Origin of the sequence: Pseudoalteromonas sp. MM17-2 (assembly GCF_022347945.1) — a bacterium.
Taxonomy (GTDB): domain Bacteria; phylum Pseudomonadota; class Gammaproteobacteria; order Enterobacterales; family Alteromonadaceae; genus Pseudoalteromonas; species Pseudoalteromonas ruthenica.
The window spans coordinates 115,378-139,067 of the sequence record NZ_JAKRFV010000022.1 but is presented as its reverse complement, the minus strand read 5'-3'; the positions used below and the strand labels follow the sequence as shown (position 1 = coordinate 139,067).

The window sequence follows — 23,690 nt, the reverse complement described above, 5'->3', positions numbered from 1 at the left end:
CCCTAACGCGCTGCGCTTAATGCATTATCAGCGCCCTGCGCCGGTGCCATAACAAAGCGCGTGTCGCTAAAGTTAAGCGGGATTTCGTTCACCGACACCGTCATACCAGGGCCGACACGCGCAGGACCATTGGCAACCACCAATTCACCCGGCTCAAGTCCTGATTGAATAGCGCGAAACTCACCATACCGCTCACCGAGCTGCACTCGGCGGTATTGCAAGGTGTTATCGCCATCAACGGTCAACACAAAACGGTTTTTCAAATCGGTGCCAATGGCACGCTCCGGAACAATGGCTGTTGGGCTGGCCCCTTGTGCCGCTAAATTAATGCGCGCAAAAGCACCGGGCTTTAACTGATGAGCGACAGCGTCAAACACCGCACGGATGCGCAAGGTCCCGGTTCTGGCATTAATTTCATTGTCGATAAAATCAATGCGCCCGGTGATAGCCTCGCCCTCTGCGCTTTTACGCAAGTTTTGTAGAATAACGCGCGCCTGAGATTGCGCATTAATACCGGCAAAATCTTGATACCAGGTGCGCTCGTCAACATTAAAGTAAGCGTAAACACGGTCGTTAGAGACAATACGCGTTAACACATCTTGGCCTGCGGTGATGTGGTTGCCGGCTGTGATTTCGGCGCGGGAGATAACGCCATTAATCGGCGAGCGTATGGTCGCAAACTCTAAATCGAGTTCGGCGGCTTGCAGCTCAGCTTTAAGGGCACTGCGCTCGGCTTGGCGCTGCTTTAAAATAGCATCGCGTTGCCCTGCTTGTTCCGTGGACATGGCATTTTTCGCCAGTAGACGCTGCGCCCGCTGCGCCTCACGCTCGGCCTGTGCCAATGCAGCTGAGTTGCTGATCAACTGCGCTTTTAAACGGTCCACTTGGGCGGCAAAAGGACGTGGGTCAATTTGAAATAACGGCTGACCTTTCTGTACCTGCTCACCCTCACTAAAAAAGGTTTGCGTAATTTGCCCAGATACCCGGCTTTTCAGCGCCACTTTGCTCGGCGCCTCCAACCGCGTAGTGAAACTGTGCCAACGCTGCGCGGGTTGCATTTGCACGCTGGCCACATCGATGGTCATCATTGGCCCCTGAGGGGTTGCTTGCTGGCTGGCTTGCTCCGAGCAGCCGGCTAGTATCAATGCAGTACTTAATAGTACCGCTGTTGTTTGCGCCAATCGCATAGTTTATCTCCTTGTTCGAAAGTACTGTCGATCCTAAGGAAAGCGATTGATGATAAAAATAGTGGTTTTATAAAAACATTAATGCCAGAATGGCACCAATAAATCATCGCACTGTCATGCAGGCCGCACTATGGATACCACAAGCCGTTTAATTATGCTGCTCGAAGTGGTTGAGCAAGGCTCTTTTTCTAAAGCCGCAGAGATGCGCAATATCGATCGCTCGGTGATCTCAAAGCAAATTAGTAAGCTCGAAGATGAGCTCGGTGTGCGATTGCTCAATAGAACCACTCGTTCATTTTCGCTCACGGCAGCGGGTGCAGAAATGGTGAAAAAAGCCAAAGAACTGCGCTTGCTGCTCAATGACACCGTGCAACTGGCGGAAAACTACCACCAAGAGCCACGCGGTTTGTTGCGTATCACCACCTCCACTATTTTGGGCCGACGCTACATACAGCCGGTGATCAATGATTTTCAAAAGCGCTTTCCGCAGGTGAGCATTGATATGCGTTTGGACGATCGCTTAGTGGATATGGTTTCTGAAGGCTTTGACTTGGCCTTTCGCGTAGGTGAGCCCCGCGATTCATCTTTGATTGCACGAAAGCTGGCTCGTAACCGCGTGCTACTGCTGGCTACTCCGCAGTTTGTCAATGCCTATGGCGAGCCGCAAAGTATGGAGGAGTTGGGTAAACTGCCTGCGGCCACTTATCATAGTGCGCACAAGCGCGTCGATACTATTAGCTACATCAATGATCAGGGTGAGCAGTGTGAACAAGGGATCAATGCGGTCTACAGCGCCAATGATGGCGAGGTATTGCTGGATAAAGTGCTCTCGCATACGGCCTACGTGTTAGCGCCTGCTTTTTTAATTAACGACGAGATTAAGAGCGGTAAATTAGTGCCGTTGCTGCCCCATATTACTCTACCCGATTACAGTGCCATGTACGCCTTGTACCCACACCGTGATTTACCGGTGCGAACACGGCTTTTCCTTGATGCTGTGCGCCATTACATTGGTGAAGGGGTGCCACGTTGGGAGCGTAATATTCCCGGCTTAGATAGCTTGTATCAGGGCCGTTAACGCCCGTGTAATGCATCGGTAATTTGCGTAAAGCCAACGGGTTTACCGATAAAGCTGTCCATTCCCGCCTCCAAGCAACGCTTTTTATCGAGCTCAGAAATATTGGCTGTGAGCGCGATAATATGGGGCTGCTTTATATCTGCGTTGCCGCGTATTTGTGCCGTCGCGCCAAAGCCATCTAGCACCGGCATCACACAGTCCATAAAGACCACGTCATAACCGTCCCGCGTGTTACCCACCAACTCCACCGCTTGCTCGCCATGCTCGGCAAAATCGGCATCCAATCCCAGTTTACCTAACAGCGCTTTCATCACTACGCGGTTCATCTGATTATCATCAACCACTAAGATGCGTAAATCAGGGTTGATCCCCTGGGTATCAGGCAAGCTTCGCAGCTGCGTGGCAATCGGTTCGCCCTTTGCTAGGTTGACGGTAAAGGCGAACTGACTGCCCTGGTCGGGCTCACTTTCAACCTCAACATGGCCATCCATTAACCGGCACAGCTCATAGACAATCGACAAACCCAGACCCGTGCCGCCAAATTCACGGGCTATATGCGAACCACCTTGGGTGAAAGGCGTAAACAATGCCTTTTGTACTTGTTCATTCATGCCCACACCGGTATCTACAACCTGGGCCTGCAAGGTGTAACCTGTCTTACTTTCAGCAAGTTGGGCACTTAAGGTAATACTGCCTTGATGGGTAAATTTAAGGGCATTACTCAGCAAGTTGGTGAGGATTTGTTTGATTCTCATGCCATCGGCTTTTACCCAAGCCTCGTTACTGACATCGAATTGATGATTCAGGGTAATGCCTTTTTGCGCGCACAAAGGTTGATAGACAGAGATCACATCGTTAAGTAATAGCCCGACATTCAGGTCTTGATGCTCTAAGTGCATCTGCCCTGCATCTATCTTCGAATAATCAAGTACATCATTGACCAAGCGCACTAAGGTATCAGCACCACTGAGCGCAAGCTCAACACGCTGTGAGATTACCTGTAAATCTTCCTCTCCTTGCATCGCTAGCAACATGCCGTTAATGCCATTGATGGGGGTTCGCAATTCATGACTGATTTTTGCTAAAAAGGCACTGCGGGTACTTAATAGGTGCTCAGCTTGCTCACGTTGCTGCGCGAGGGCCTGGCGTGTGTTGACAATATCTGTGATATCTTGAATTGCACCATTTATACGCACGCATTGACCCTGTTCACACTCTGGTTTGCCCTTTATCGCCACCCATTTTTGTTGGCCATCTCGGGCAGTCAACGCAACTTCACAGCTCCAGGGTTGGTGCTCAGCAATGGCATGATTGATGTGCTGTTCAATCTTGTCCCGCTCAGTTGGCACGTAGAATGATAGCGCTTCACTTAAGGTCGGTTGAAAATCATCTGCGACACCATGAATGGCTTTGGTTTGTTTTGACCAATACAAACTATCGCGCACTAAGTCGACCTCCCAGGCACCGATTAGCGCCAGCTCACTCATGGCTTTAAGAGACTGATGTTGCAGTCTAAGTGCTTGGATGTCTTGGTACCTGGCTATCTCAATGCCTATCCACTGCCCGAGTAAGGTCACGTAATCGAGCTGCTCACGAGTGAACGCTTGTGGGTGAATATTTGGCGAGGAAAAGTTGATGGTGCCATAGACTCGACCCGCCACCTCAATAGGTGCACCAATGTAACTTTCCAGCTGAAAGTTAATGTAGCAAGGGTGAGTCGCAATATCGCTGTTCCCTGCATACTCGAATGCCAAGGCGGACTTGGCATGCAGTGTATGCGTGCAGTAGGTTTCACCGAGGTTAAAATGTGTTCCTACAGCTAATGAATCATCAGGGGTAATAACATGCTCAACAATGTAGTCTTTACCATCAATGCGGCTGACAATGGCGATATCCAGTGCAAATTCATCAAGGCCAAAGCGCATTAAACGATGCACTTTCTCAAAGAAGCTGAGCTGTTGATCTGAGGTGATCTGATGTAGTCGAGCCAGTGTGCTCACGCAAATCCTTAGCAGCATTAAGCGAAAAAATAGCGGAGTATCCCCGCTGGGTACTCACTCTAGTATCACCAATAACAGCCGAATTATCTACCTTAGTGTAAAAATTCAGCCTTTGTTCGCAGCTAGACATAAAAAGACGCTCAAACCACGAATAAGTAAACTTAATTTATTTACCCAACCCCAAAATAAGCTTCAACTAAAAATAACTAATAATCATAGAGATAAAAAATAAAACCCGGTAATTCATAACTTTTCATAGTGATTCAAGACTCAAAATGCGTACTCGACCTAGGTTGATGACAGATAAATGATAACGCTGTCATTTGTCGTGTTTGTAGCAGTCAAATAATAACTAAATGCGCTCCTTCGGGCAGTGTGCCGCCACAGGCCGAGCACAAGGGAGCACAACAACACCAAGGGGAAAGTTTATGAGTCATCAACTCACACCGGTCGCTTGGGCCATAGGCCTTGCTTGCATTGCGGGGTCGTTTAGCACACCGGTGCAAGCGCAACAGCCGCAGGCCACCAGCAGCGATATGGAAGTTATTCAAGTGCGTGGTATTCGCTCCAGCGTAGTGCGTTCGATGAATACCAAACGCTATGCCAATGCGGTCGTCGATGCCGTTACCGCAGAAGATATTGGCAAATTTCCGGACCAAAATGTTGCCGAGTCGCTGCAGCGTATTACAGGCGTATCCATCACTCGCAGTTACGGTGAGGGCGAGCGTGTCAGTATTCGCGGTACACCAGAAAGCCAAAACCGGACGTTGCTCAACGGCCAAGCGGTGGGCTCCGCCGATTGGTGGACCAACTCAGCACCCAGTCGCGGCTTTAATTACACCATGCTGCCCTCAGAGATTGTTTCTGGGCTGGAAGTGTATAAATCGCCAGAAGCCGACCTAGATGAAGGCTCTATTGGCGGCACCGTGATCGTGAAAACACGTAAACCATTGGACTTGCCCGCTCACAAGATTGCCGGCTCGGCATTAGCGCAATACAGCGAGGTATCCGGTGAGACCGATCCGCAGCTATCGGTAATGTACAACTATAAAAATGAGCAAGAGAATTTCGGTGCGCTATTGTCGTTAATTCGCCAAGAGCGCAACCTTCGACGCGATGGTATCGAAGCTTGGAGTTGGATAGACAGAAACATTACCACCGCAGCGGGCGATACCTATAGCAATGTTTACAGCCCAGGAGGCGGCGGCTCAGCGATGTTCACCCAGGAACGGGTGCGCACGGGTTACACACTGGCATTGCAATATCGCCCCACCGATGAGCTCGACATCAGTTTCAACGCTTTAGATTTTACCTTAGATGCCGACAACACCAACCAAAATTTCCTTTGGTTACCCGGATACGGTGGCTCTAACTACCTTGATGCTGAGGTCATCGACCACCCCGTCGTTGGCGATATGCTAGTCGCCGGAACCTTAGGGCTATCTCCTGATGGCAATAATATCTTGGATGAAACTAAGGTGCGTAACTCGCAAATAGATACCCTTTCTTATGATTTAAAAGTGGTGCACCAAGGTGTACTTTGGAAAAGCAGTGTACACCTTGGCTATACCGAAGGCAGCGGCGGTAGCCAAGCCGATCGTAGTGTCGGCTGGGAGGGTAACTATCAACATAGTTTCGATACCAGTCAGGTTGAGGATGTACGCACTCAATATGGTGCCGACCCAGCGGATGGCCGTAATTGGGACTTAGGTTTTTTACGTTATGACAGCAACGATGCCAAAGATGACGAAAGCTACATTCAATTCGATTTTGAACGCCCTATTGATGTAGCGGTATTTAGCGCTATTAAACTAGGTGTAAAGTATCGCGACCATACGCGCTTTAATACTAAACACACCACCGATGCGCGTACCGATCTGGGTTGGAACCTTGACGACTATGCCAACACCATGCCCAGTGACTATCTTGACGGTTTAGGCAGTCACGGCACGCTCACTAATTATGCCATTACTGACTCTGACAAAGTCCGTCGCGAAGGCGATGCCCTAGGCTGGCAATACCGTGTCCTAAAAGCCAGTACTTTTGAGATAAACGAGAAAATAACCGCAGGCTATGTCAAAGCCACGATTGATGTCGAAGGTATGCGCGGCAACTTGGGAGTACGCTTAGTACAAACACAGCAAGACTCGGGCGCCTACGCAGGTGCCGAAGGCGCACAGGTGTGGACACAACAAGATAAAGACTATTTCGACATTCTCCCAAGTATAAACTTGGCTATCGACCTGAATGACGACTTGTTGATGCGCTTTAGTGCAGCGCGAGTGATGTCGCGCCCGGATTACGCAGACTTGAGCTCGGCCACCTCCTATAACAAGGAAACCCAGACCGGAACCGGAGGGAATCCTGCTCTCGACCCTTATCGCGCTGATCAGTTTGATACTGGCTTAGAGTGGTACTTCAATGAAGCAGGGCTACTATCTGGCGTGTTCTTTTATAAAGACATTCAATCCTTTATTGATAGCACACCCAACTTAGAGGTACATGAAGGAGTTGAGATATTAATTAGCCGCCCCGTTAATGGTCGTGCTGGGCGCATTCAAGGCTTAGAACTTGGCTACCAGCAAGAGTTATATCAAGGTTTTGGCATCGGTGCCAACTACACCTATGTCGACGGTGAGGCGAAAAATGATGAGGGTGAGGATGTCACCATTCCTGGTAACTCAAAACACACCATCAACCTCAGTGCATACTACGAGAGTGCACGCTTTAGCGGCCGTATTTCATATAACTATCGCACCGGTTACGACACCGGCCGAGATTGGCCCGGGTACATCGATGATTATGGTCAAATTGATGCCAATCTGACCTACAACATTAATGATAACGTCGCGGTGGTGTTAGAAGCCATTAACCTCACCGATGAGCATACGTTCAGCTATCAGGAGGAGGATGTAAAACAAGCCCTGACCTCGGTCTATGCCGATGGCAGACGATTTACTGCCGGCGTACGCTTTAACTTTTAGCCCCTTCCCCTCAATATCAACTCTGCCACTTATCGTTGGTATTGAGGGTGTTAGCAGCCATGCGCGGCTAGCACAGGCCCGCCAAGGAGGCCGTCTCCACGACCACAGGCAACGGGCCTTTATCCCCTAGTGGGGAAGCTAATAGCCCTTTGGCAAGGTGCCAAGGATTATATGCTGTTAGCTTTTTTTTCACTTAGTTTGTACAATTGAGTCGTTTTAAATCGCCAGAAGAAGCGCTTTGTTGCTGATATTAATAGGCTTTACTTATATTGCGCCGTACTAACCTCGCCTCAACGACCTTTGTTATATTGTTGGTATCGCTCAGTTATGCGCTGCCGGTACGTGGCGATCTTGCTAGTGCCACCAAAGCCTACCAAGCGCAACAATACACTGAGGCGTATCAGCAATTTAAAACCCTAGCGACGCTGGGTAATGTCGATGCACTCTATAATTTGGCGGTGATGAATTTACACGGCCAAGGCCGTGAGCAAAACCTCAATAAAGCTTTTAGTTACTTTGTGTTAGCCGGTGATTATGGCTTATCTGCAGCCGATAACCATGCCCGCCTCATTGCGCAACAACTAGAGCATAACCCCAAGCACAGCGAGATCTTCACGCAGTTGACGCATCAATTCGATTTTAAAGAGCATAATCGCCGCTTGGGGTTCGAAAACAGTGACCTTGGCAATACCTCTATGCTCAGTACGACCTATCAAGTACAACCTAACTACCCCAGCCATGCGATTGAAAAAGGCATAGAGGGCTGGGTTTGGGCCGAGTTCGATATTGACGCCAGTGGCGCGGTAAAAAATACCGTGGTTATTGATGCCTACCCACCCCATGTGTTTGAAGAAAGCGTTCTCGCAGCGCTAAAGCGCTGGCGTTATGTCCCGCCCGAAAGCCAAAATGCCCGTCGCGGGCGTTCCTTGCTGTATCACTTCAATACTCATAAAGGTGAGCGTTATCGACAAAGTTTCACTCGCCAACAACGCCTTTATGCAGAAGAGATCAGTGCGCTTGTCGAAGCGGCAGAGCAAGGACAAAGCGACATTCAGTACCGCATTGCCACTTGGCTCAGCTCTGAGCAGTACAATGTCAGTCAATTACTTAAAGCGCACTGGCCAGATAACGATGCCAACATCACCTTATTGCGCGCCAGCGCGCAAAATAACAACGCTAAAGCGCAGTACCGCTTAGCAAAAAAATTGCTTAACAACAGTGATCCACGCACTCGCCAGATTGGCCTAAATTGGCTTCGTGTGGCCGCCCACAATCAACTGAGCGCTGCGCAATGGACCTTGAGCTTACACACCACCAACTCCGAGCGCAAAATGTGGCTCAAACGCAGCGCCAAGCAAGGTCATTTACGCGCTCAGATTGACCTGGTGCAGCTGCTACTTGAGGAGCCAAAAAGCGCTGAGCAAGACATAACTTTTTGGCTGAATCAAGCACAACAACAGGACAACACGCACCCTGACTTATTGTGGGCACAGGCCCTATTTAATAAGCATCGCGGCCAACCCTATCAGCAGCTTATGTCGCAAGCCCGACAACAAGCACAGTCACGAGGCTGGTCTGAGGCTGCCTATCAAGATTAAAGGGTATTGATGACGATATCGTACTCAAAGTCAGTAACTTGGTTGTACACTAAACGCGAGCCATCGCTGGATGTCGCCAAAGACAACGATACATCGGCGCCGTAACCATAAAAACCAAGCTCTCCAATATACGTATTCTGCCTTGGATTGTGTGTGTAACGATACAAACTCAGCTGATGCCCTTGGCGAATCACATAATAAATGCCCCCTTTGAATATCGCCGGTCGATAGATGCGCATTGAATCAGCAATCACATCGCTGGGGATAAAGGCGCTAATACGTGCTTGCCACACTGCTAAAGGCTCATTTTGTGGCGCTAGTTTAGCGCTGCTAGGGGACGCCACTCGAGAGTCTAAATCATATTTCCATACCTTCCATGGCGCGTTTTCATCATGGCGGATATGATACTGGATGTGCTTATCATTGGCGCTAAACTGCGCCATCTTCAGGCCATAGTGGGGATCCACTATCTGCACCAAGGTGCGCGAGAACACATGCAGTAAATACAAGCTATTATCAACGCTGTGTATCAATAAGTAATCGCCATCGTGGGAGTAGCGCATAGATTTAATGCGGGTATTAGCAGGGAATGAAGCTAATAAGCTTGGTGAGCTTTGCTGCTGGCGCTTTTGCCAAATTTCAACGGGCAAGTTCCTAGGATCGCCTGCTTTGGCATATGATACGTAAGCCAGCTGCTCGCCATTGGCTGACAAAGTGGGGATCACATCAAGGCGTGTTGATGAACTTAACTGGGCTGAATGAAGCGTCCCCGGTGAGCGCCACGTGGCGGCAAAAAGGTTGACTCCAAAACTCCCCTCATTATGCACCACTCGCGTGCCCGCTTCGCTATGACTTACACTCAAATCCTGACCTAACGCAGCGGTGTCGCCAAAGCTTTGCTTCCCACCATCTAAGGTAACCAGGTGCAGCTTTTGCGCACCCACCCAAAGTCCATTTTCAGACCAAGTAAGACTTTGAATGGGGTGAGTGGAGGTAAACAACTGTTGTTGTGAGCCGCTATCGATATGTCGCACCCAAACCTGGAACTGATTTCGTTCGCTGACCACATACGCCAACTGATTATCCTGGCTTAACGCCGCCACTGTACTAGGCAGCTGAGCAATAACTTGGCGCTGGGTTAAGTGCGCTCGGGCCTGCAATTGCAAGCGATACGTCACCAGAGCAATCTCACCTTGGTGCCATTCAAATAGCCATACCGTGTCGGCACTGGGCCAAAACACCGGGCTGCCTCCCACTCGTTGCTGACAGTGCCCTAAACTGATGTCTTTTGCTAGACGCCAAAGCTCAACGGGCTGCGATGTCGGCAAAAGACGTAAGTCACAGCCAAATGCATCAAGGCGCTCATACAGCAGCCAGTGACCGTCTTTGGAAAAGGCCAACGCCTGTTCACTATACCCTGAAGTGCGAATGCTGTGGTGGGCATGGCTATGAGTGTCGTAAATCATTAAATCAAAATGCCGGCGGTTTTCAGCACGTTGCGAATAGGCTAAATAGCGGCCATGATGTGAAAGCGTTAAATGGGTCTCGCCACCGGGAGCTGAGGAAGCCCGGTATTGTTCACTAAAGTGCTGCACTGAAGAGCCTTTCGGCCACACCCACATCAGGATAACAAGGGCCAGTGCAAGTGCTGCTACCCCGAGCCAAGGCAACCGCTTATTAAACGCAGAATGCTGAATAGTCACAGGCGTAACCTCAGCAATAAGTTGATAGCCAATGCGCGGGACGGTTCTAATAAATCGAGGTTGCCCCTTATCATCGGCTAACTTTTTGCGCAGCTGGGTGACCAATTGGCTCAACGAGTTATCGCTCACCACCACATCGCCCCATACCGCATTGAGGATGTGCTCGCGACTCACGGCCTCGCCCGGACGCTCGGCAAGTACCCGCAACAGCGCACATTGCTTTGCCTCCAAAGGATACCAACGACCCTGGCGACGCACGCGCATGGCCGCAAAGTCGGCAAGGATATCGCCTATATAACATGATTGATTTGCCACAGCCGGGTTATTCAAAATGTTCGCAAGGTTAAAAAGTGGTTAATGATTGCCAAGCACGATATGATACCTCAACTTTGCGCTTTTATTAGTCGCTTAGCTTGATTTTACTGAGCATGGTGAGGTTGAAGATGCGTGCCCTAACACCCAGTCGTCGTTATTTATCTTTCGCTAGATTAACATTTTATTTCATCTTAAGCGTGCCTTTTTTGGCATATGCCGAGCAACAAACCCAGCCTTCGCGCACTAAGGTGAGCATTAAAGGCTTAGAAACCATTGAAATTCGGGGCTTTCGTGACAGCGCTGTCAAGTCACTCAGTGAAAAACGGCACCACAATGGTGTCAGTGAAGTGATCAATGCAGAAGACATCGGCCAGTTTCCTGATAAAAATGTCGCCGAGGCCCTGCAACGATTAACCGGCATTTCCTTATTTAGAGCGCAAGGAGAAGGTGAGCGTATCGGTGTGCGCGGCACCACCGCTGAACAAAACCGTACTTATTTAAACGGCCAATATCTAGCAAGTAGCGATTGGTGGATCTCCAGCTTACCTAATCGCGGCTTCAACTTTACCTTATTACCAAGCGAAATTGTCCACTCGGTGAGTGTATTAAAAACCCCACAAGCTAAGCATGACGAGGGCTCTTTAGGGGGGGCCATTAATATCACCACCCCCTCTCCCCTTGATAACTATGCGCCAAGGACCGTGCTCGCCGCGCAGCTGCAATATAACGATCTTAGCCGCGCCTTCGACCCTCAATTTACGCTCCATAGTGAATGGCAAAATCCCGCTCATACCTTGGGCGTCATCGTGAGTTACACCCATAATCAACGCAGTGTGCGTCGCGATGGACTGGAGTCTTGGGGTTGGGATGACCGCCATTTCAGCCAGCAAGGCACACGCTTATACCCCTTGCTTGAAGAGCAAAACCCGGCTCAAAGCATCCAGCTTTGGTCACCCGGGGGCGGTGGCTCAGCCGTATTTCAGCAACAGCGGGAGCTAAATACCTTGATGATTGCCGCGCAGTACGTACCCAATCCGCGTTGGCGATTTGCCTTGACCTCCTTGTACTCGCATTTGGATGCTGACAACACCAATCAGAATTTTCTTTGGCAACCCAGTAATGTGTATGCTCGCGGTGGCCATCTCAGTGATTATCATGTTATCGATAATGTGCTCGCCTACGGCGCATATACCCAAGTGCCTGCAGATAACCCCAGCTCGCAACCGTTTAACACCGCGATGGAAGCTATATGGAGAGATTCAGCCATCGCCACCACCAGCAATACCCTCACCGCCACCTGGCAGCGAGGGTTATGGGAAGCCCAGTACCAACTCGGCATGAGTCGAGGCAGTGGTGGCACACGAGAAGACCACACCACACAGTTTTCGGCAAATACCGCATTTCGTGTCGACACTCGCCAGCGACAAAACATCATCGCTGAATATGAGGTAGCGGCCACCGATGCACAGCAGTGGTTACTCAGTGACATTCGCAATGACGCTCAGGATGCCGAAGATGAGCAGTGGTATACCCAAATTGACATCACTCGCGCGGTGGATCATAGCGTTATTAATAAAATAGAGCTGGGTATCAAAGCCCGCGACCACCAACGAAGCTTCACTCGTCGGCGCTCTATTGGCGGCGATTACACTGGTTTAGCCGGAGATTTAGGCTGGCGTCTAAGTCAATTTTCAGCGCCCTTCCCTGAGCACTATTTACGCCATATTGGCAGCAGCGATACTTTGAAACGTTACGCCTATGCCGATACCCAAGCGCTGGCAAGGCAATATCGTAGTATTGACTTTCATCAGTACGAAGAGCGGCCCAGCCGCTTTGAAATTAACGAGCGTTCATTGGCCGGTTATACCCAGCTTCAGGTAGGGGCTGACACCTGGCAAGGGAACCTGGGAGTGCGCTTGGTGGCCACCGAGCAGCAAGCCGAGGCCTATGCCGGCCCAGCCCACTCGGGCCGAACCCATTCAGTGGCAAACGCCAGTACTGTACAACTCGGGCAATGGCAACAAAGCCGCCGCCACTACTGGGATTTTTTACCTAGCTTAAACCTCAGTAGCCACTTAAGTGACAACTTACTGCTACGCCTTGGTGCGGCGCGAGTGATGTCTCGTCCGCAGTATCATCACCTTATGCCCTCGACCAACTACAACGTCACCCAAGCGCAAGGCCAAGGCGGCAATCCACAACTTGACCCTTATCGCGCCAACCAATTTGACGCCGCCTTAGAGTGGTATTTTAATGATATAGGTTTGCTCTCTGGCACCGTGTTTATGAAAGACATTGCTTCGTTTATTGAGTTCGAGCGCCGACAGGAGGAGCATGAGGGCATTTTGATGACCATTGATAGGCCCACCAATGGTGCGGGCGGCACCATAACCGGTGCAGAACTCGCATTACAGCATGAGTTTTGGTATGGCTTTGGGGTGCTGGCCAATTACACTTATGTACAAGGCTCTCGTGAAGCTCACTCTGCGGGGGCACTCAATGCCATCCCCGGGACGTCCAAGCATTCGATGAATTTTTCTGTCTATTATCAACAGCCATTGTTTGATGTTCGCTTGGCTTACAACTACCGGACCCGCTATGCCACCGGCGTAGGCGAAACCTTCATGGACAACTATGGCCAACTTGACGCCAGCGTTCGCGTCAATCTGACCGAGCAATTACAACTGAACCTAGATGTGATCAATCTCAATAATGAAATCGCCTACCTGTATGAGCGTAGTCACTTGGCGCCCACCGGCATCTACGAAAATGGTCGGCGTTTTTACACGGGCCTGCGCTACACATTTTAAAGGCGAAATGTAACTTTCTGTCAACTTGGGTAATAGTATGTAAAACACGGAATTATTAGCTGTTTAGCGCGTCTTAGTGGTAGCTAATAAAGAGAGTGCGCAAACGTACTCGCTAATGTTTTTAGTCATTGCATAGATAGTAAACCCAATCCCAACCTTAGGGGCTCCAACATGGGGCCCTTTTATCGCAGCCAGTGTGACCTTGAGCGCAAACACTGGCTTTCACTTGTTGCTTTTGTACAATAGCCAAAGCTAATAACAAGTGAAGGACTAACATGAAACTACTGACAACAGCGTTAGCGCTGGCAACAGCCATGGGCACCAGCCTATCGGCCCAGGCCAGTGATACCATTACCGTTGAAGATATTCCGAAAATTAAAAGTGTGATCCAAACCGCTATCAGTCCAGATGGTGAGCAGGTTGCCTTTACGCGCTCTTTACCACGCGAGCTGTACGTTGATAAAAATGGCTACAACTACAGTGAACTCTATGTGGTTGATGACGAAGGCGTAGAGCGCCCTTTTATTACCGGCAAGGTAAATATTAAAAGCATTAGCTGGTCAGCAGACGGTCAAGACATCTATTTCCTCGCCAAACTAGGCGAAGACAAGCACACCGCCTTGTACCACATTCCGGTAGACGGTGGTCAAGCGCAGCAAGTGTTTGCCCTCAAAGGCCGCTCAATCTCCAGCTACGAACTTAGCCCAACAGGCAAGCAAGTCGCAATCCTGGCCATGCCAAGCAAAGATAAGTCGGAAAAAGAGCTAAAAAAATTAGGCTTTATGGCTGAGGTGTATGAGCAAGGGCTGAAAAACAAGCAACTGCACTTAATTGATCTGGCCAAAGCTGACAAACCGCTCGACCCTGAAGCAATTAACATTGATGGCTATGTTAGCGACATGAACTATGCTGACGATGGCAGCAAATTATTAGTCAAAACTCAGCCGACTGCATTGATTGATGATAAATACATGAAGTCGCAGTGGCACTTGTTTGATGTCCAAAGCAAGGCCGTTACGCTGTCGTTTAAAACAGAAGGGAAATTAGGCGATGCCGAACTTTCTCATGATGGCCGTTATGTAGCTATCTTAGGCGCCGAAGATAAACACGACCCTGCCACCGGCCGTTTATATCTAGCCGATACGCAAAGTGGTGAGATTAAACAGTGGTTACCTGACTTTATGGGCCACATTGCCGATATTGAATGGGCCAACACCGAAAACACCCTTAACTTTATTGCCGCTGTAAGCCCCGAGACCTTTGTTGGGCAAATTGAGGTAGGCGATGAGGACTATGACACCCTAATTGAGCAAGGCGAATTTATTGCCAGTCGTTTGAGCGTGTCTGACTCGGATAAAACTATCGCGCTGCGCGCTAACACCGCCAAGCACCCGAACGATGTATTTATGATCCGTGGTGATGAGGCAACGCGCCTAAGCGACTCAAACCCATGGCTCAACGATAAACGCTTTGCCAAACAGCAAGCGCTTAGCTTTGAAGCGCGCGATGGTGTAGAGATTGGCGGCGTCTTGGTATATCCATTGGATTATCAAGAAGGTCAGCGTTACCCTCTGATCATGGCTGTGCATGGCGGTCCAGAAAGTCACGATAAGAACGGCTGGGTAACCAGTTATTCTGATCCAGGACAAATGGGCGCGGCGCGCGGGTATGCGGTCTTTTATCCGAACTATCGCGGCTCTACAGGCAAAGGCGTTGCATACTCTAAGCTGGGCCAAAATGACTACGCTGGCAAAGAGTTCGACGATCTCGTTGATATGAAGCAATACTTGGTAAAAATGGGCTTAGTCGATAGCGACCGTGTTGGTATTACCGGTGGCTCTTACGGTGGTTATGCATCAGCCTGGGGCGCCACTAAATTAACCGAGCATTTCGCAGCCAGTGTGATGTTCGTTGGCGTGACCAACCAGCTTTCTAAGTTCGGTACTACCGACATTTCCAACGAAATGTACTTAGTACATGCACGCTCTTACCCATGGGAAAAATGGCAGTGGTATTTGGAACGTAGCCCAATTTACTGGGCGGGTCAGTCAAAAACACCGCTATTGATTATGCATGGTAAAGACGATCCCCGTGTACACCCAGCGCAATCAATGGAGCTATATCGCTACATGAAGGTGCAAGGGAAAGACGTTCGTTTAGTGTACTACCCTGGTGAAGGTCATGGTAACCGCCGTGTCGCTGCCCAGTATGACTACAGCCTGCGATTAATGCGCTGGATGGATAATTACCTGATGGAAGGCAACAAAGACATGCCTGATTACAAAATTGACCACGCCAGTAAATTAAAAGCAGTGAAAGACGCCAACAAAGCGGACTAAGCTGTACTCCTTGAGAAGCCTGCATCACGCAGGCTTTTTCATCTTAACAATTAACGTTCTGTTGTATGACTTCCGCCCGCGTGCCTAAATGGCGACTTGGTGTGGTGAATTTTCCATTTTTACTTGTAAAAGCTACATTGCCTCACTTCTTTAAAATAAAAAATATTTACTAATCATGGACTTGAAATGTGGCATTTGACTTGCTCTGTGTAGTTGGTAGCAAAGTAGAAAGGAGACACTATGACCATATTTGAAGCACTACGTCATGACCATGACACCCAACGTAAGCTCATTGATAAATTGATCGAGACCAGCGGTGACACTAAAACACGCCATGGCCTGTTGGAAAAACTCAAACATGAGCTGCAAGAGCATGCCAAATTTGAGGAGCGTTACTTCTATGACCCACTTATTTTTAAAGACCTAACTCAAGAAAAAGCGCGTCACAGCATTGCCGAACATCATGATATTGACGAACTGATCGAAGAGCTTGAAAGCACAGATATGAGTTCACCTGCTTGGCTGGCAACGGCGAAGAAGTTACACCACAAAGTGCACCATCACTTAGATGAAGAAGAACAAGAGGTATTTCAATTAGCTGGGCGAGCCTTAAGTGATAAACAAAAACACGATTTGGCGCAAAAATACGATGCGAATATGCACTAAGTCGTAACAGTGATGACGCCGCTGCATCTAGAAAACTAGGTGCAGCCCTATCCAAGCTAGGCGATAAGCCCACTTACCCTTGCTATACATCCACCATTGAGAAGTGATGGCTGGCGATGTTAAAACCCTCACGCAAATAGAATCGATGTGCCGCAAAGCGTTGAACGCCCGAGTCTAAGTGAATTTGCTCACAATTATTAGCCCGCGCATAAGTTTTAAACCAATCCAGTAAAAATTGACCTACACCACGCGAGCGATACTTCGCATTAGTCACTAAATCCTCAATATAGATGTGTTTACCCCAAGCCAGTTTTTCACCAACACTAAACCCTGCCACCGCAAGCACTCCTTGTGAGGATTTCACATACACAAGCTGGTAATGATTTACTAACGAACGCGCTTGGATAGCTATTAATGATTCTGAACATTAGATACTAGACAATCCAAACTTACTACTAATCTGTTGAATTTGTCGCCAACATAATACAAAATGCATCCTTTGAACATTAGCAATAAGGATGTTATATGGCTCAAATGGATACCCAAAAAGAAGTCCATGCGATTCAAATTGAACCAGCTGATTTACTATTAGGAATTCGTCAAACTATTAGAGAATCAGGTGCAGTTTATCGCTTCCCAGATTCGGAAAAACTAATATCAGACGTTCTCGACCAAACCTTAAAAGAGACAGAGCGCCAACTTTCAGAAATAGAGATAGCTCAGCATGCTGCACGTCTCTACAATCAAATAGCCACTAGAAGTATAAAATTCGGCCTTATGGCATACTCAAAATATGCTTCACAAGCTCGCACTATGACAAAGGACATGCTTCTAACGGAAAAACACAGACCAAATAGAATGACGCGTTACATGGCCGCTACCGGTTCAGGTAAAAAGCCACCGAACACGGCTACTCATGCAATTGTTTCAGGAACTCATGAATTAGCTAGCGCTGCTAGAAAAATTCTAGCAAAGTTTAAAATACGAATAGATGACCCTGCTAACGGCGTTTATTTGCCAAAAAATGACAACTACATACCTCATCCACAGATGCCTGATGCGTCAAATCATGCAAAAATTCATACAGTGCAGTATTACCTGAATATAACGAACCAGTTATCATTGGCAAATACACGTGATGAATGCGTTCAAATTTTACATGCCATCGCTAAAGCTTTACAAGAAGGAAAATACGGATACTAATGAGCAAAGTAATATATAAAATCACGCCTGACGTGAATAATTACAGAACAATTTTTCCTGATGATGAATCCCTTTGTGAACCTGATTTATGGAAGCCTAATTGTCAATCCAAAGAGTCAACCTTGCTAAACTTTAACGCACATTATAATCAAGAAACCGACACTCCATTGGGTGACTTTACCGCAATAAACCTGCTTGGTCTGGCGATTCAAGATTCAGTTGCAAATGAACTCGCACAGTTATTGGAAGCTTCTGGTGAGTTGTTACCATTCTTTGTCGGTAACGATACTTGGTATTACTATAATGTAACACGACAAGAGGCAGGGATTTTAGACATCGAAAAAAGCGCTTTCATGGTTCCTGGGCTAAACATTGGCTTGCAAAAAGCTGTATTTGTACAAGATAAGTTGCCTAAACGTAGCTGCATTTTCAAAATACCAGAAGACCGTTTCGAGGGCACTTATATACTCGACTCTCGTTTAGATGATAAGGATATAATGTCTAATCTATTTTGTGCAGTGCAGGCCCATAACTTTAAAGGACTTACCTTTGAGGAAATTGCTCGATTTGATTAGTTGATACGGCAGCCATCTATAGGTGGGTATATTGAGAATATGGTAATATACCTGCCTTCACTTAATACGCACAGATTCTCGCTCTACTAATAGCACAAAAACAAACCATCTTGCTTGCCCAACTATTTGTGAATATGAAGTAATCGCTAACCCCTTTAAATTCCAAGTAGACACTATTTGTGTATTAACGTATCTTTTAAATTGAGTCGCGAACCTAACTCGACTAAAGCAGTTTGAAACTACGGTTAAAGAGTCACGAGTGTCTAAATTTCTTACACCACCGAAAGATCCAGCTTACCACTTAGAGATTCCGCAACCATGATAATTTGTAGACACGCCCACCCCCGTAATCGCATATACTCATTACTTGTTACACTAGTCCTTGGGGTATTCAGCGTCGGATGCGCCGCCAACGAATGCGTTTACGAGCAAAAAGAGAACCAAAAACAACTGTATGCCGCTAATCCAGCTATTAGCGTTCAGCAGTGGCTGGAGTCGAGCAACGAAGTAAAAGGGGTGTTGGCTAATGGCAATTTATTTTCAGTGAAGCATTGGTCATGTGAGCATTATGGCAAACAGGCATTGATGGTTCTCGGCCCGCACATGGACACCGCTGCAAATCAATTGAACGCTTCTGTGTTAATGCTTGCTAAACTTGCTCTTGATGAGCACGAGTTAAAACTGCTCTCGCAATCGCTACAAAACAGTAAACTGCATCTCGCTGATGCGCCACTTCAGCATAATATCGTCAGTAGTGAATTTGATGAGTTTTACGTTCAAATCGCTATCACCGACAGCCTCATCATCATTGAGATTAAGCTATATCACAGTTAAGTTCCCTTTTTATGCAGCGAGTGAACTTGTGCGGAGCACTCAAAGCCTCTTCGCTGTATCACCCCTTTATAACTCACTTTCTATCTAAGTAAGCTCCGCTGCAAAGCGCGCACTTCGGGCCTAAGCTTGCCTTCACTGAATATACTGATTACTCTAAACGCAGCGATTTTAACTGGGTGATTTAGCCTATGCAGCTTTGCATGTACATTATTGACGCCTTCACTCGTGAGCAGTTTGGCGGGAACTCTGCGGCGGTGGTGGTGCTTGATTCACCATTACCCGATGCACTCATGCAACACATTGCCAGTGAAAACAACCTCTCGGAAACCGCATTTATCATTGCTCACCCAAGTGGTGGCTATGCCATACGCTGGTTTTCACCGCTGATGGAAATCGACTTTTGCGGTCATGCAACGTTAGCCTCGGCTTTCGTGCTATTTGAATATTTTCAGTGTCATCAGACCATCCGCTTTACCACTCAGCAGGTCGGTGATTTAACGGTATGGCGCCACCATGATGGTTGTATTGAGATGCGCTTTCCCAACCTTGCTCCTAAAGCAGTAGAGACTCCTGCGGCGTTGTTGGCAGGTTTATCACGCCCTCCAAAGCAGGTGTTGGCCAACGCGCAGGCCTATTTTGCGATATATGACGATGAACAGGACGTGCTCTCATTGCAAAGTAACAGTGAGCAGTTAAAAACCTTGGCACCACGCGATGTGGTAGTGAGCGCCATAGGCAGTGATTGCGACTTTGTCAGCCGCTATTTTTGGCCCGCTAACGGCGGTGATGAAGACCCTGTGACCGGCTCTATCCATGCTGGACTCACTCCCTATTGGGCAGAGCAACTAGGTAAAACCAAGTTTCACGCAAAGCAAAAATCCATCCGTGGCGGTGAGTTATTTTGCTCATTAGATGCAGAGCATGTTTTGGTCAGTGGCTACGCTGTGCTTTACGCGCAAAGCACCCTGCATATAGCCACGGCTGCAAGCTGACGGTGGCCAACAATCGCTTATTTGGTAAATAATACCCTATGGTGTTAAGACGTATCAAAGTCGCGCGCTGGCGCGCAAATAAACATATACAGCGGCAACAGAGCCAGTGGCAGCCGCATAAAATGCGCCTGTTAAAACGTTGCCAGACGATTTGGTTTAACCTTGGCAGCGCCCAAAAGCTCTACCTGCTTGCCATTGTCTGCTTAGTAGTGCTGCAATCAGGCTGGCTGGCCACTGTCATCACTATTATTGCTTTAGTGGTAGAGTTTTGGCCTAAGTTTAACCAGCTGTGGCACTCACTGGCAGGTAAAGCTCTGATTTTAGTGTTCTATGCCACCATCGCAAACTTTGTGCTCGCCAGTGCCAGTGGCATTGTCAATGAAGTTACCGGAGTGTCGGCCAGTCACTTCAACTACACCCATAACTTTGCCACATTATTGTACCTGCCCCCTTGGGCGCTGGGTATCACCTTATGTACCTTGCTGTTGTTACAGCTTTTTCTACCATTTTATATTGTCGCACTGCTGCTTATTAAACCCTTTGGCTCGCAGCGCATTAAATTTATCAGTCAGAGCTATTCGCCATTAATGACCGCGTTGGTGCGGTTCTTTCTCGCCAGTGTGGTGATTGTAAATATCATTTCCTTCGTTGATGACAAACCTGCTGAGGCGGTGCTCGATGATATCACCGCCAGCTTTAGCGAGGGTAAAGCCTTAGTCGATGATTCGCCTGCTCGTCAAGAGCAAGCGGTGCAGCAACTGAGCGAGAAAATCCAACAAGATTTGCCCACCCAACACTCGGGCGCAAAACAACCCGGCAACAGCGCCGAAGTGCAGGTTGAGGGAGACACCGAGGCAGCAAAAAACATCCAGCAGTTTTTACACACTAAGGGCTATTTTGAGCGTAGCAAGCGCCTTATTGCCATGTTCGCATACAGCTACGAAGCCGATAGCTTCTCCCGCTGCGAAAAAGCGAACAGCGTCAAAGCGGTGGAGCTTAACGACTACGAAATCGTCGAAATTGCGCCGGATGATAGTATGCCCTATGGCTACCGCTTTCGCGTCAGGGCGTGTCAGTCACCCGGGATATCTCCGCCCTAGCAGGGGTGAGTTGAAAACCTTAGGTTTTAGTCAGCACGGTTTATTACCGCAATGTTGGATTATTGATGGTTATTGCTTTGGCTCAGTGCTTTATGGCCTACTTACTGAGGAGGTTTTAGTGTATGAGCACTTACCAGGATATAGGTAAACGCGCTTTTGTCATTGCTGCGCTGTTAAGCTTTCTTGCCGCACTGGCGCATTTACTGACCATTTTCGCAGGAGCGCACGGGTATCGCACCATGGGAGCCGGTGAGGCGATGGCAAAGATGGCCGCGCGCGGTGAGCTCTACCCCACGTTCGTCACCTTGGGGATCTGCATAGTGCTCATTGTCTGGGGGGTCTATGCGTTGAGTGCTGCACAGTTAGTAAGGGCGCTGCCGCTGAGAAAAACAGCCTTGGTCTTAATAACCTTGGTACTTAGCGCACGTGCCTTGGGTGGGCTCTACCTCGCTACCGGTGAACATTCTGTATTGGGGAACTCAGCGCTGTTCTGGTTGATAAGCTCGCTGTTATGCCTAGGTTACGGCGCGACCTTCCTAATTGGATTAACCACCCGCTGGAAAAGGCTATAGCTTTGTTATTACTGGGGCCTTTAATTTTGTAACTTGTTGTTTAAATTAATTTTTATTGAGCGCTTGGAGTAAGCCTAGCGGCAAACATACCGGCGTGTACCCGCTTTTACCAAGTAGCCATGCTCAATACGCCACCGCGCATAGCGGGTGCAGTTACGCACTAAAAAATGCCAGCATGCACCCGTGAATACCAACGCACCTTGTCAAAGTTCTTCCGCTGGCGGTCACAGTGTCAGTGCTAAGCGATTACTGCTTGTAGGTGACGTGCAGGGGGATATCAATAAACTTCGCGAGGTCTTCACCGTCGCGCTCCAAACGTTTTTTAAACCCTTTAGGAGCGAGGTTGAAACGATCGCCATTAGTTAGTTGTAAAAAAAGTCGCGCATCATGACGGTCTAACATCCGCTCATCCACAACAACCGCCTCGATATCACCAAATTTAATATGTTTCGTTTTTATTGGAAACAGCATCTTCGCGCGTATAGTCACGGCCTGTTTACGCTTATCAACCCACACCGCATAACTACCAAACAACCCGATAAGGCCAAGTGTAGTGACCGACGCCCATACAAACAGTGGCATATCACCACGGGCCACTGAGAACAAATTCGCCGCGCCAATAAGGGTAATAAATACACCGATAAACCGAGCAACGAAGATTTTACTGCCCTTGTTTAGTACCGCTAATTCATTAGAAATTTGCTTAAAAGACACGATGTAACTCCTTGGCAATAAGGCCGACCACTAGCAAAAAAACAAATGGAGCGAAAATAAACTTAGCGAGCGCAGTTTTATCCCAAAAATACAGTTCTCGGCCTACGCGAGGGGCTGTATCAGTAGTCTGGTTTTGCACGGTTTCCGCTTGCACTTCACTTTTGTCAGTGCCGAAAGAAATCGTTTGCTCCGTAGCCGTAACACTCTCTTTCACGCTCAGTTGGCAGCCGAAGTGCTGCGCAAGAAAGCTGGCCGCCGCTTGGGTGTCAGCAAGGGTCCCTAGCGTATATCTTTGCCCACATAACGCAAACTGATAGTGCGTAACCCTGCTGGGGATGGGTTGCACCACAATTTTAACGTTTTCCAAATGACCCATAGGCATGGGAGTGCTTGCTCTGCCCGCGAAACGTGACTCTATATATGCTTGACCTTTCGCTGCATCCAGCACCAAATAATGGCTCTTAAGCCAACAAAAAAGGCAAGGGATCAATAAAATAGGTGCCACCACCGCATAAAACAGTGAATCATCAAAAACCGCGACCACAGCCGCTGATATTGAGAAAAACAGCAACAAAAAACGAAAGGTCACAATTACATGGTGCGTTTTTGTTTGCAGCGCGACACGCTCAGGTAAGAGATCCGCTTTAATATGATGACGCGCACCTTTGGATAGTTGGCTATACTGCATTTGCTTATTACTTCCTTGTTTACTCACTGTATTACTTTAAACGCTCTGCACCTTTGATTGAAGCATTTTTATCATAAAAAGGCCTGCTTGATATCACTGTGGTTGGGTTGCCTTTTTAAAACATAGCTAGCAATCCACCTAATCAGTGAACAGTGAGCATAAGCGCAATCACCAGCACGTGAGTGGCAGCGAAAAGAGTGGTTCAGCTGTTATACCCCTTTGTTTTCGTTTACAATTAACATTATGTAGACACTCAGTCATGAACTAATAAGGATATCGCCCTATGGAAATGGCAGATTTAACATGAATACACTTTCTCGCCATCGTCGGTG

At 48.2% G+C, this 23,690-nt stretch carries 18 protein-coding genes; 12 read left to right on the top strand and 6 right to left on the bottom strand.

The genetic code is table 11. From position 1 onward, the window contains the following. Positions 1-2 precede the first annotated feature (2 nt). The gene (locus MHM93_RS16245; protein ID WP_239449827.1) at positions 3-1,187 is read right to left on the bottom strand and encodes an efflux RND transporter periplasmic adaptor subunit; all 1,185 of its coding nucleotides are present in this window, start codon (positions 1,185-1,187) and stop codon (positions 3-5) included. A 130-nt stretch (positions 1,188-1,317) separates the two neighbouring features. Here MHM93_RS16245 and MHM93_RS16240 point away from each other — a divergent pair, with 130 nt between their 5' ends. Then, the gene (locus MHM93_RS16240; protein ID WP_138509275.1) at positions 1,318-2,265 is read left to right on the top strand and encodes a LysR family transcriptional regulator; all 948 of its coding nucleotides are present in this window, start codon (positions 1,318-1,320) and stop codon (positions 2,263-2,265) included. Here the strand turns inward: MHM93_RS16240 and MHM93_RS16235 are convergent. After that, positions 2,262-4,265: an ATP-binding protein gene (locus tag MHM93_RS16235; protein ID WP_239449826.1), complete on the bottom strand. Its 2,004-nt coding sequence runs from the start codon at positions 4,263-4,265 to the stop codon at positions 2,262-2,264. The two genes, MHM93_RS16240 and MHM93_RS16235, sit on opposite strands and share 4 nt — an antisense overlap. 428 nt (positions 4,266-4,693) lie before the next feature. On the opposite strand from MHM93_RS16235, the gene MHM93_RS16230 reads away from it, so the two are divergent. Next, on the top strand, positions 4,694-7,249 hold the full coding sequence (locus MHM93_RS16230) for a TonB-dependent receptor (RefSeq protein ID WP_239449825.1): 2,556 nt from the start codon (positions 4,694-4,696) through the stop codon (positions 7,247-7,249). A gap of 269 nt (positions 7,250-7,518) precedes the next feature. Further along, positions 7,519-8,847 carry a TonB family protein gene (locus MHM93_RS16225; RefSeq protein ID WP_239449823.1) on the top strand — a complete coding sequence of 443 codons (1,329 nt, stop codon included), beginning with the start codon at positions 7,519-7,521 and terminating at the stop codon, positions 8,845-8,847. On the opposite strand, the gene MHM93_RS16220 is transcribed toward MHM93_RS16225, so the two are convergent. Continuing rightward, complete coding sequence (locus tag MHM93_RS16220; protein ID WP_239449822.1) at positions 8,844-10,865, bottom strand: winged helix-turn-helix domain-containing protein; 2,022 nt, start codon at positions 10,863-10,865, stop codon at positions 8,844-8,846. The genes MHM93_RS16225 and MHM93_RS16220 overlap by 4 nt on opposite strands. 128 nt (positions 10,866-10,993) lie before the next feature. On the opposite strand from MHM93_RS16220, the gene MHM93_RS16215 reads away from it, so the two are divergent. The 3 genes from MHM93_RS16215 (at position 10,994) to MHM93_RS16205 (ending at position 16,680) form a co-directional block, all read left to right on the top strand. Then, the gene (locus MHM93_RS16215) at positions 10,994-13,675 is read left to right on the top strand and encodes a TonB-dependent receptor (protein WP_239449821.1); all 2,682 of its coding nucleotides are present in this window, start codon (positions 10,994-10,996) and stop codon (positions 13,673-13,675) included. A 275-nt stretch (positions 13,676-13,950) separates the two neighbouring features. Next, positions 13,951-16,014, top strand: a complete 2,064-nt coding sequence (locus MHM93_RS16210; protein ID WP_239449820.1) for a S9 family peptidase — start codon at positions 13,951-13,953, stop codon at positions 16,012-16,014. Positions 16,015-16,254: 240 nt separating this feature from the next. Further along, positions 16,255-16,680: a hemerythrin domain-containing protein gene (locus MHM93_RS16205; protein ID WP_138509268.1), complete on the top strand. Its 426-nt coding sequence runs from the start codon at positions 16,255-16,257 to the stop codon at positions 16,678-16,680. 82 nt (positions 16,681-16,762) lie between these two features. Here the strand turns inward: MHM93_RS16205 and MHM93_RS16200 are convergent, their stop codons facing one another. Continuing rightward, a complete protein-coding gene (locus MHM93_RS16200; RefSeq protein ID WP_343224175.1) occupies positions 16,763-17,044 on the bottom strand; it encodes a GNAT family N-acetyltransferase in 282 nt (93 codons plus the stop codon). Between the two features lie 161 nt (positions 17,045-17,205). On the opposite strand from MHM93_RS16200, the gene MHM93_RS16195 reads away from it, so the two are divergent. The 6 genes from MHM93_RS16195 to MHM93_RS16170 all read left to right on the top strand — a co-directional run bounded on the left by MHM93_RS16195 (position 17,206) and on the right by MHM93_RS16170 (position 21,956). After that, a complete protein-coding gene (locus tag MHM93_RS16195) occupies positions 17,206-17,883 on the top strand; it encodes an AHH domain-containing protein (protein WP_239449818.1) in 678 nt (225 codons plus the stop codon). Further along, entirely contained in the window at positions 17,883-18,458 is a 576-nt protein-coding gene (locus tag MHM93_RS16190; protein WP_053909647.1) for a hypothetical protein, read from the top strand. Before MHM93_RS16195 ends, MHM93_RS16190 begins: the two co-directional genes overlap by 1 nt. A gap of 318 nt (positions 18,459-18,776) precedes the next feature. After that, positions 18,777-19,292, top strand: a complete 516-nt coding sequence (locus MHM93_RS16185) for a hypothetical protein (RefSeq protein WP_239449817.1) — start codon at positions 18,777-18,779, stop codon at positions 19,290-19,292. Between the two features lie 188 nt (positions 19,293-19,480). After that, positions 19,481-20,284 carry a PhzF family phenazine biosynthesis protein gene (locus MHM93_RS16180; protein WP_239449816.1) on the top strand — a complete coding sequence of 268 codons (804 nt, stop codon included), beginning with the start codon at positions 19,481-19,483 and terminating at the stop codon, positions 20,282-20,284. A 38-nt stretch (positions 20,285-20,322) separates the two neighbouring features. Beyond that, positions 20,323-21,384, top strand: coding sequence for a hypothetical protein (locus MHM93_RS16175; RefSeq protein ID WP_239449815.1), 1,062 nt, complete (start codon positions 20,323-20,325; stop codon positions 21,382-21,384). 122 nt (positions 21,385-21,506) lie between these two features. Next, on the top strand, positions 21,507-21,956 hold the full coding sequence (locus tag MHM93_RS16170) for a hypothetical protein (protein ID WP_239449813.1): 450 nt from the start codon (positions 21,507-21,509) through the stop codon (positions 21,954-21,956). Between the two features lie 246 nt (positions 21,957-22,202). On the opposite strand, the gene MHM93_RS16165 is transcribed toward MHM93_RS16170, so the two are convergent. Both MHM93_RS16165 and MHM93_RS16160 read right to left on the bottom strand, forming a co-directional pair. Next, the gene (locus MHM93_RS16165) at positions 22,203-22,670 is read right to left on the bottom strand and encodes a hypothetical protein (RefSeq protein ID WP_130145930.1); all 468 of its coding nucleotides are present in this window, start codon (positions 22,668-22,670) and stop codon (positions 22,203-22,205) included. Continuing rightward, positions 22,660-23,385, bottom strand: a complete 726-nt coding sequence (locus tag MHM93_RS16160) for a hypothetical protein (RefSeq protein WP_239449812.1) — start codon at positions 23,383-23,385, stop codon at positions 22,660-22,662. Before MHM93_RS16160 ends, MHM93_RS16165 begins: the two co-directional genes overlap by 11 nt. Positions 23,386-23,690: the final 305 nt, after the last annotated feature.

Bases quoted from the DNA above. Each gene is read 5' to 3' on its own strand.
- MHM93_RS16245 (WP_239449827.1), bottom strand. From the start codon at position 1,187: ATGCGATTGGCGCAAACAACAGCGGTACTATTAAGTACTGCATTGATA.
- MHM93_RS16240 (WP_138509275.1), top strand. From the start codon at position 1,318: ATGGATACCACAAGCCGTTTAATTATGCTGCTCGAAGTGGTTGAGCAA.
- MHM93_RS16230 (WP_239449825.1), top strand. From the start codon at position 4,694: ATGAGTCATCAACTCACACCGGTCGCTTGGGCCATAGGCCTTGCTTGC.
- MHM93_RS16215 (WP_239449821.1), top strand. From the start codon at position 10,994: ATGCGTGCCCTAACACCCAGTCGTCGTTATTTATCTTTCGCTAGATTA.
- MHM93_RS16210 (WP_239449820.1), top strand. From the start codon at position 13,951: ATGAAACTACTGACAACAGCGTTAGCGCTGGCAACAGCCATGGGCACC.
- MHM93_RS16205 (WP_138509268.1), top strand. From the start codon at position 16,255: ATGACCATATTTGAAGCACTACGTCATGACCATGACACCCAACGTAAG.
- MHM93_RS16195 (WP_239449818.1), top strand. From the start codon at position 17,206: ATGGCTCAAATGGATACCCAAAAAGAAGTCCATGCGATTCAAATTGAA.
- MHM93_RS16190 (WP_053909647.1), top strand. From the start codon at position 17,883: ATGAGCAAAGTAATATATAAAATCACGCCTGACGTGAATAATTACAGA.
- MHM93_RS16185 (WP_239449817.1), top strand. From the start codon at position 18,777: ATGATAATTTGTAGACACGCCCACCCCCGTAATCGCATATACTCATTA.
- MHM93_RS16180 (WP_239449816.1), top strand. From the start codon at position 19,481: ATGCAGCTTTGCATGTACATTATTGACGCCTTCACTCGTGAGCAGTTT.
- MHM93_RS16175 (WP_239449815.1), top strand. From the start codon at position 20,323: ATGGTGTTAAGACGTATCAAAGTCGCGCGCTGGCGCGCAAATAAACAT.
- MHM93_RS16170 (WP_239449813.1), top strand. From the start codon at position 21,507: ATGAGCACTTACCAGGATATAGGTAAACGCGCTTTTGTCATTGCTGCG.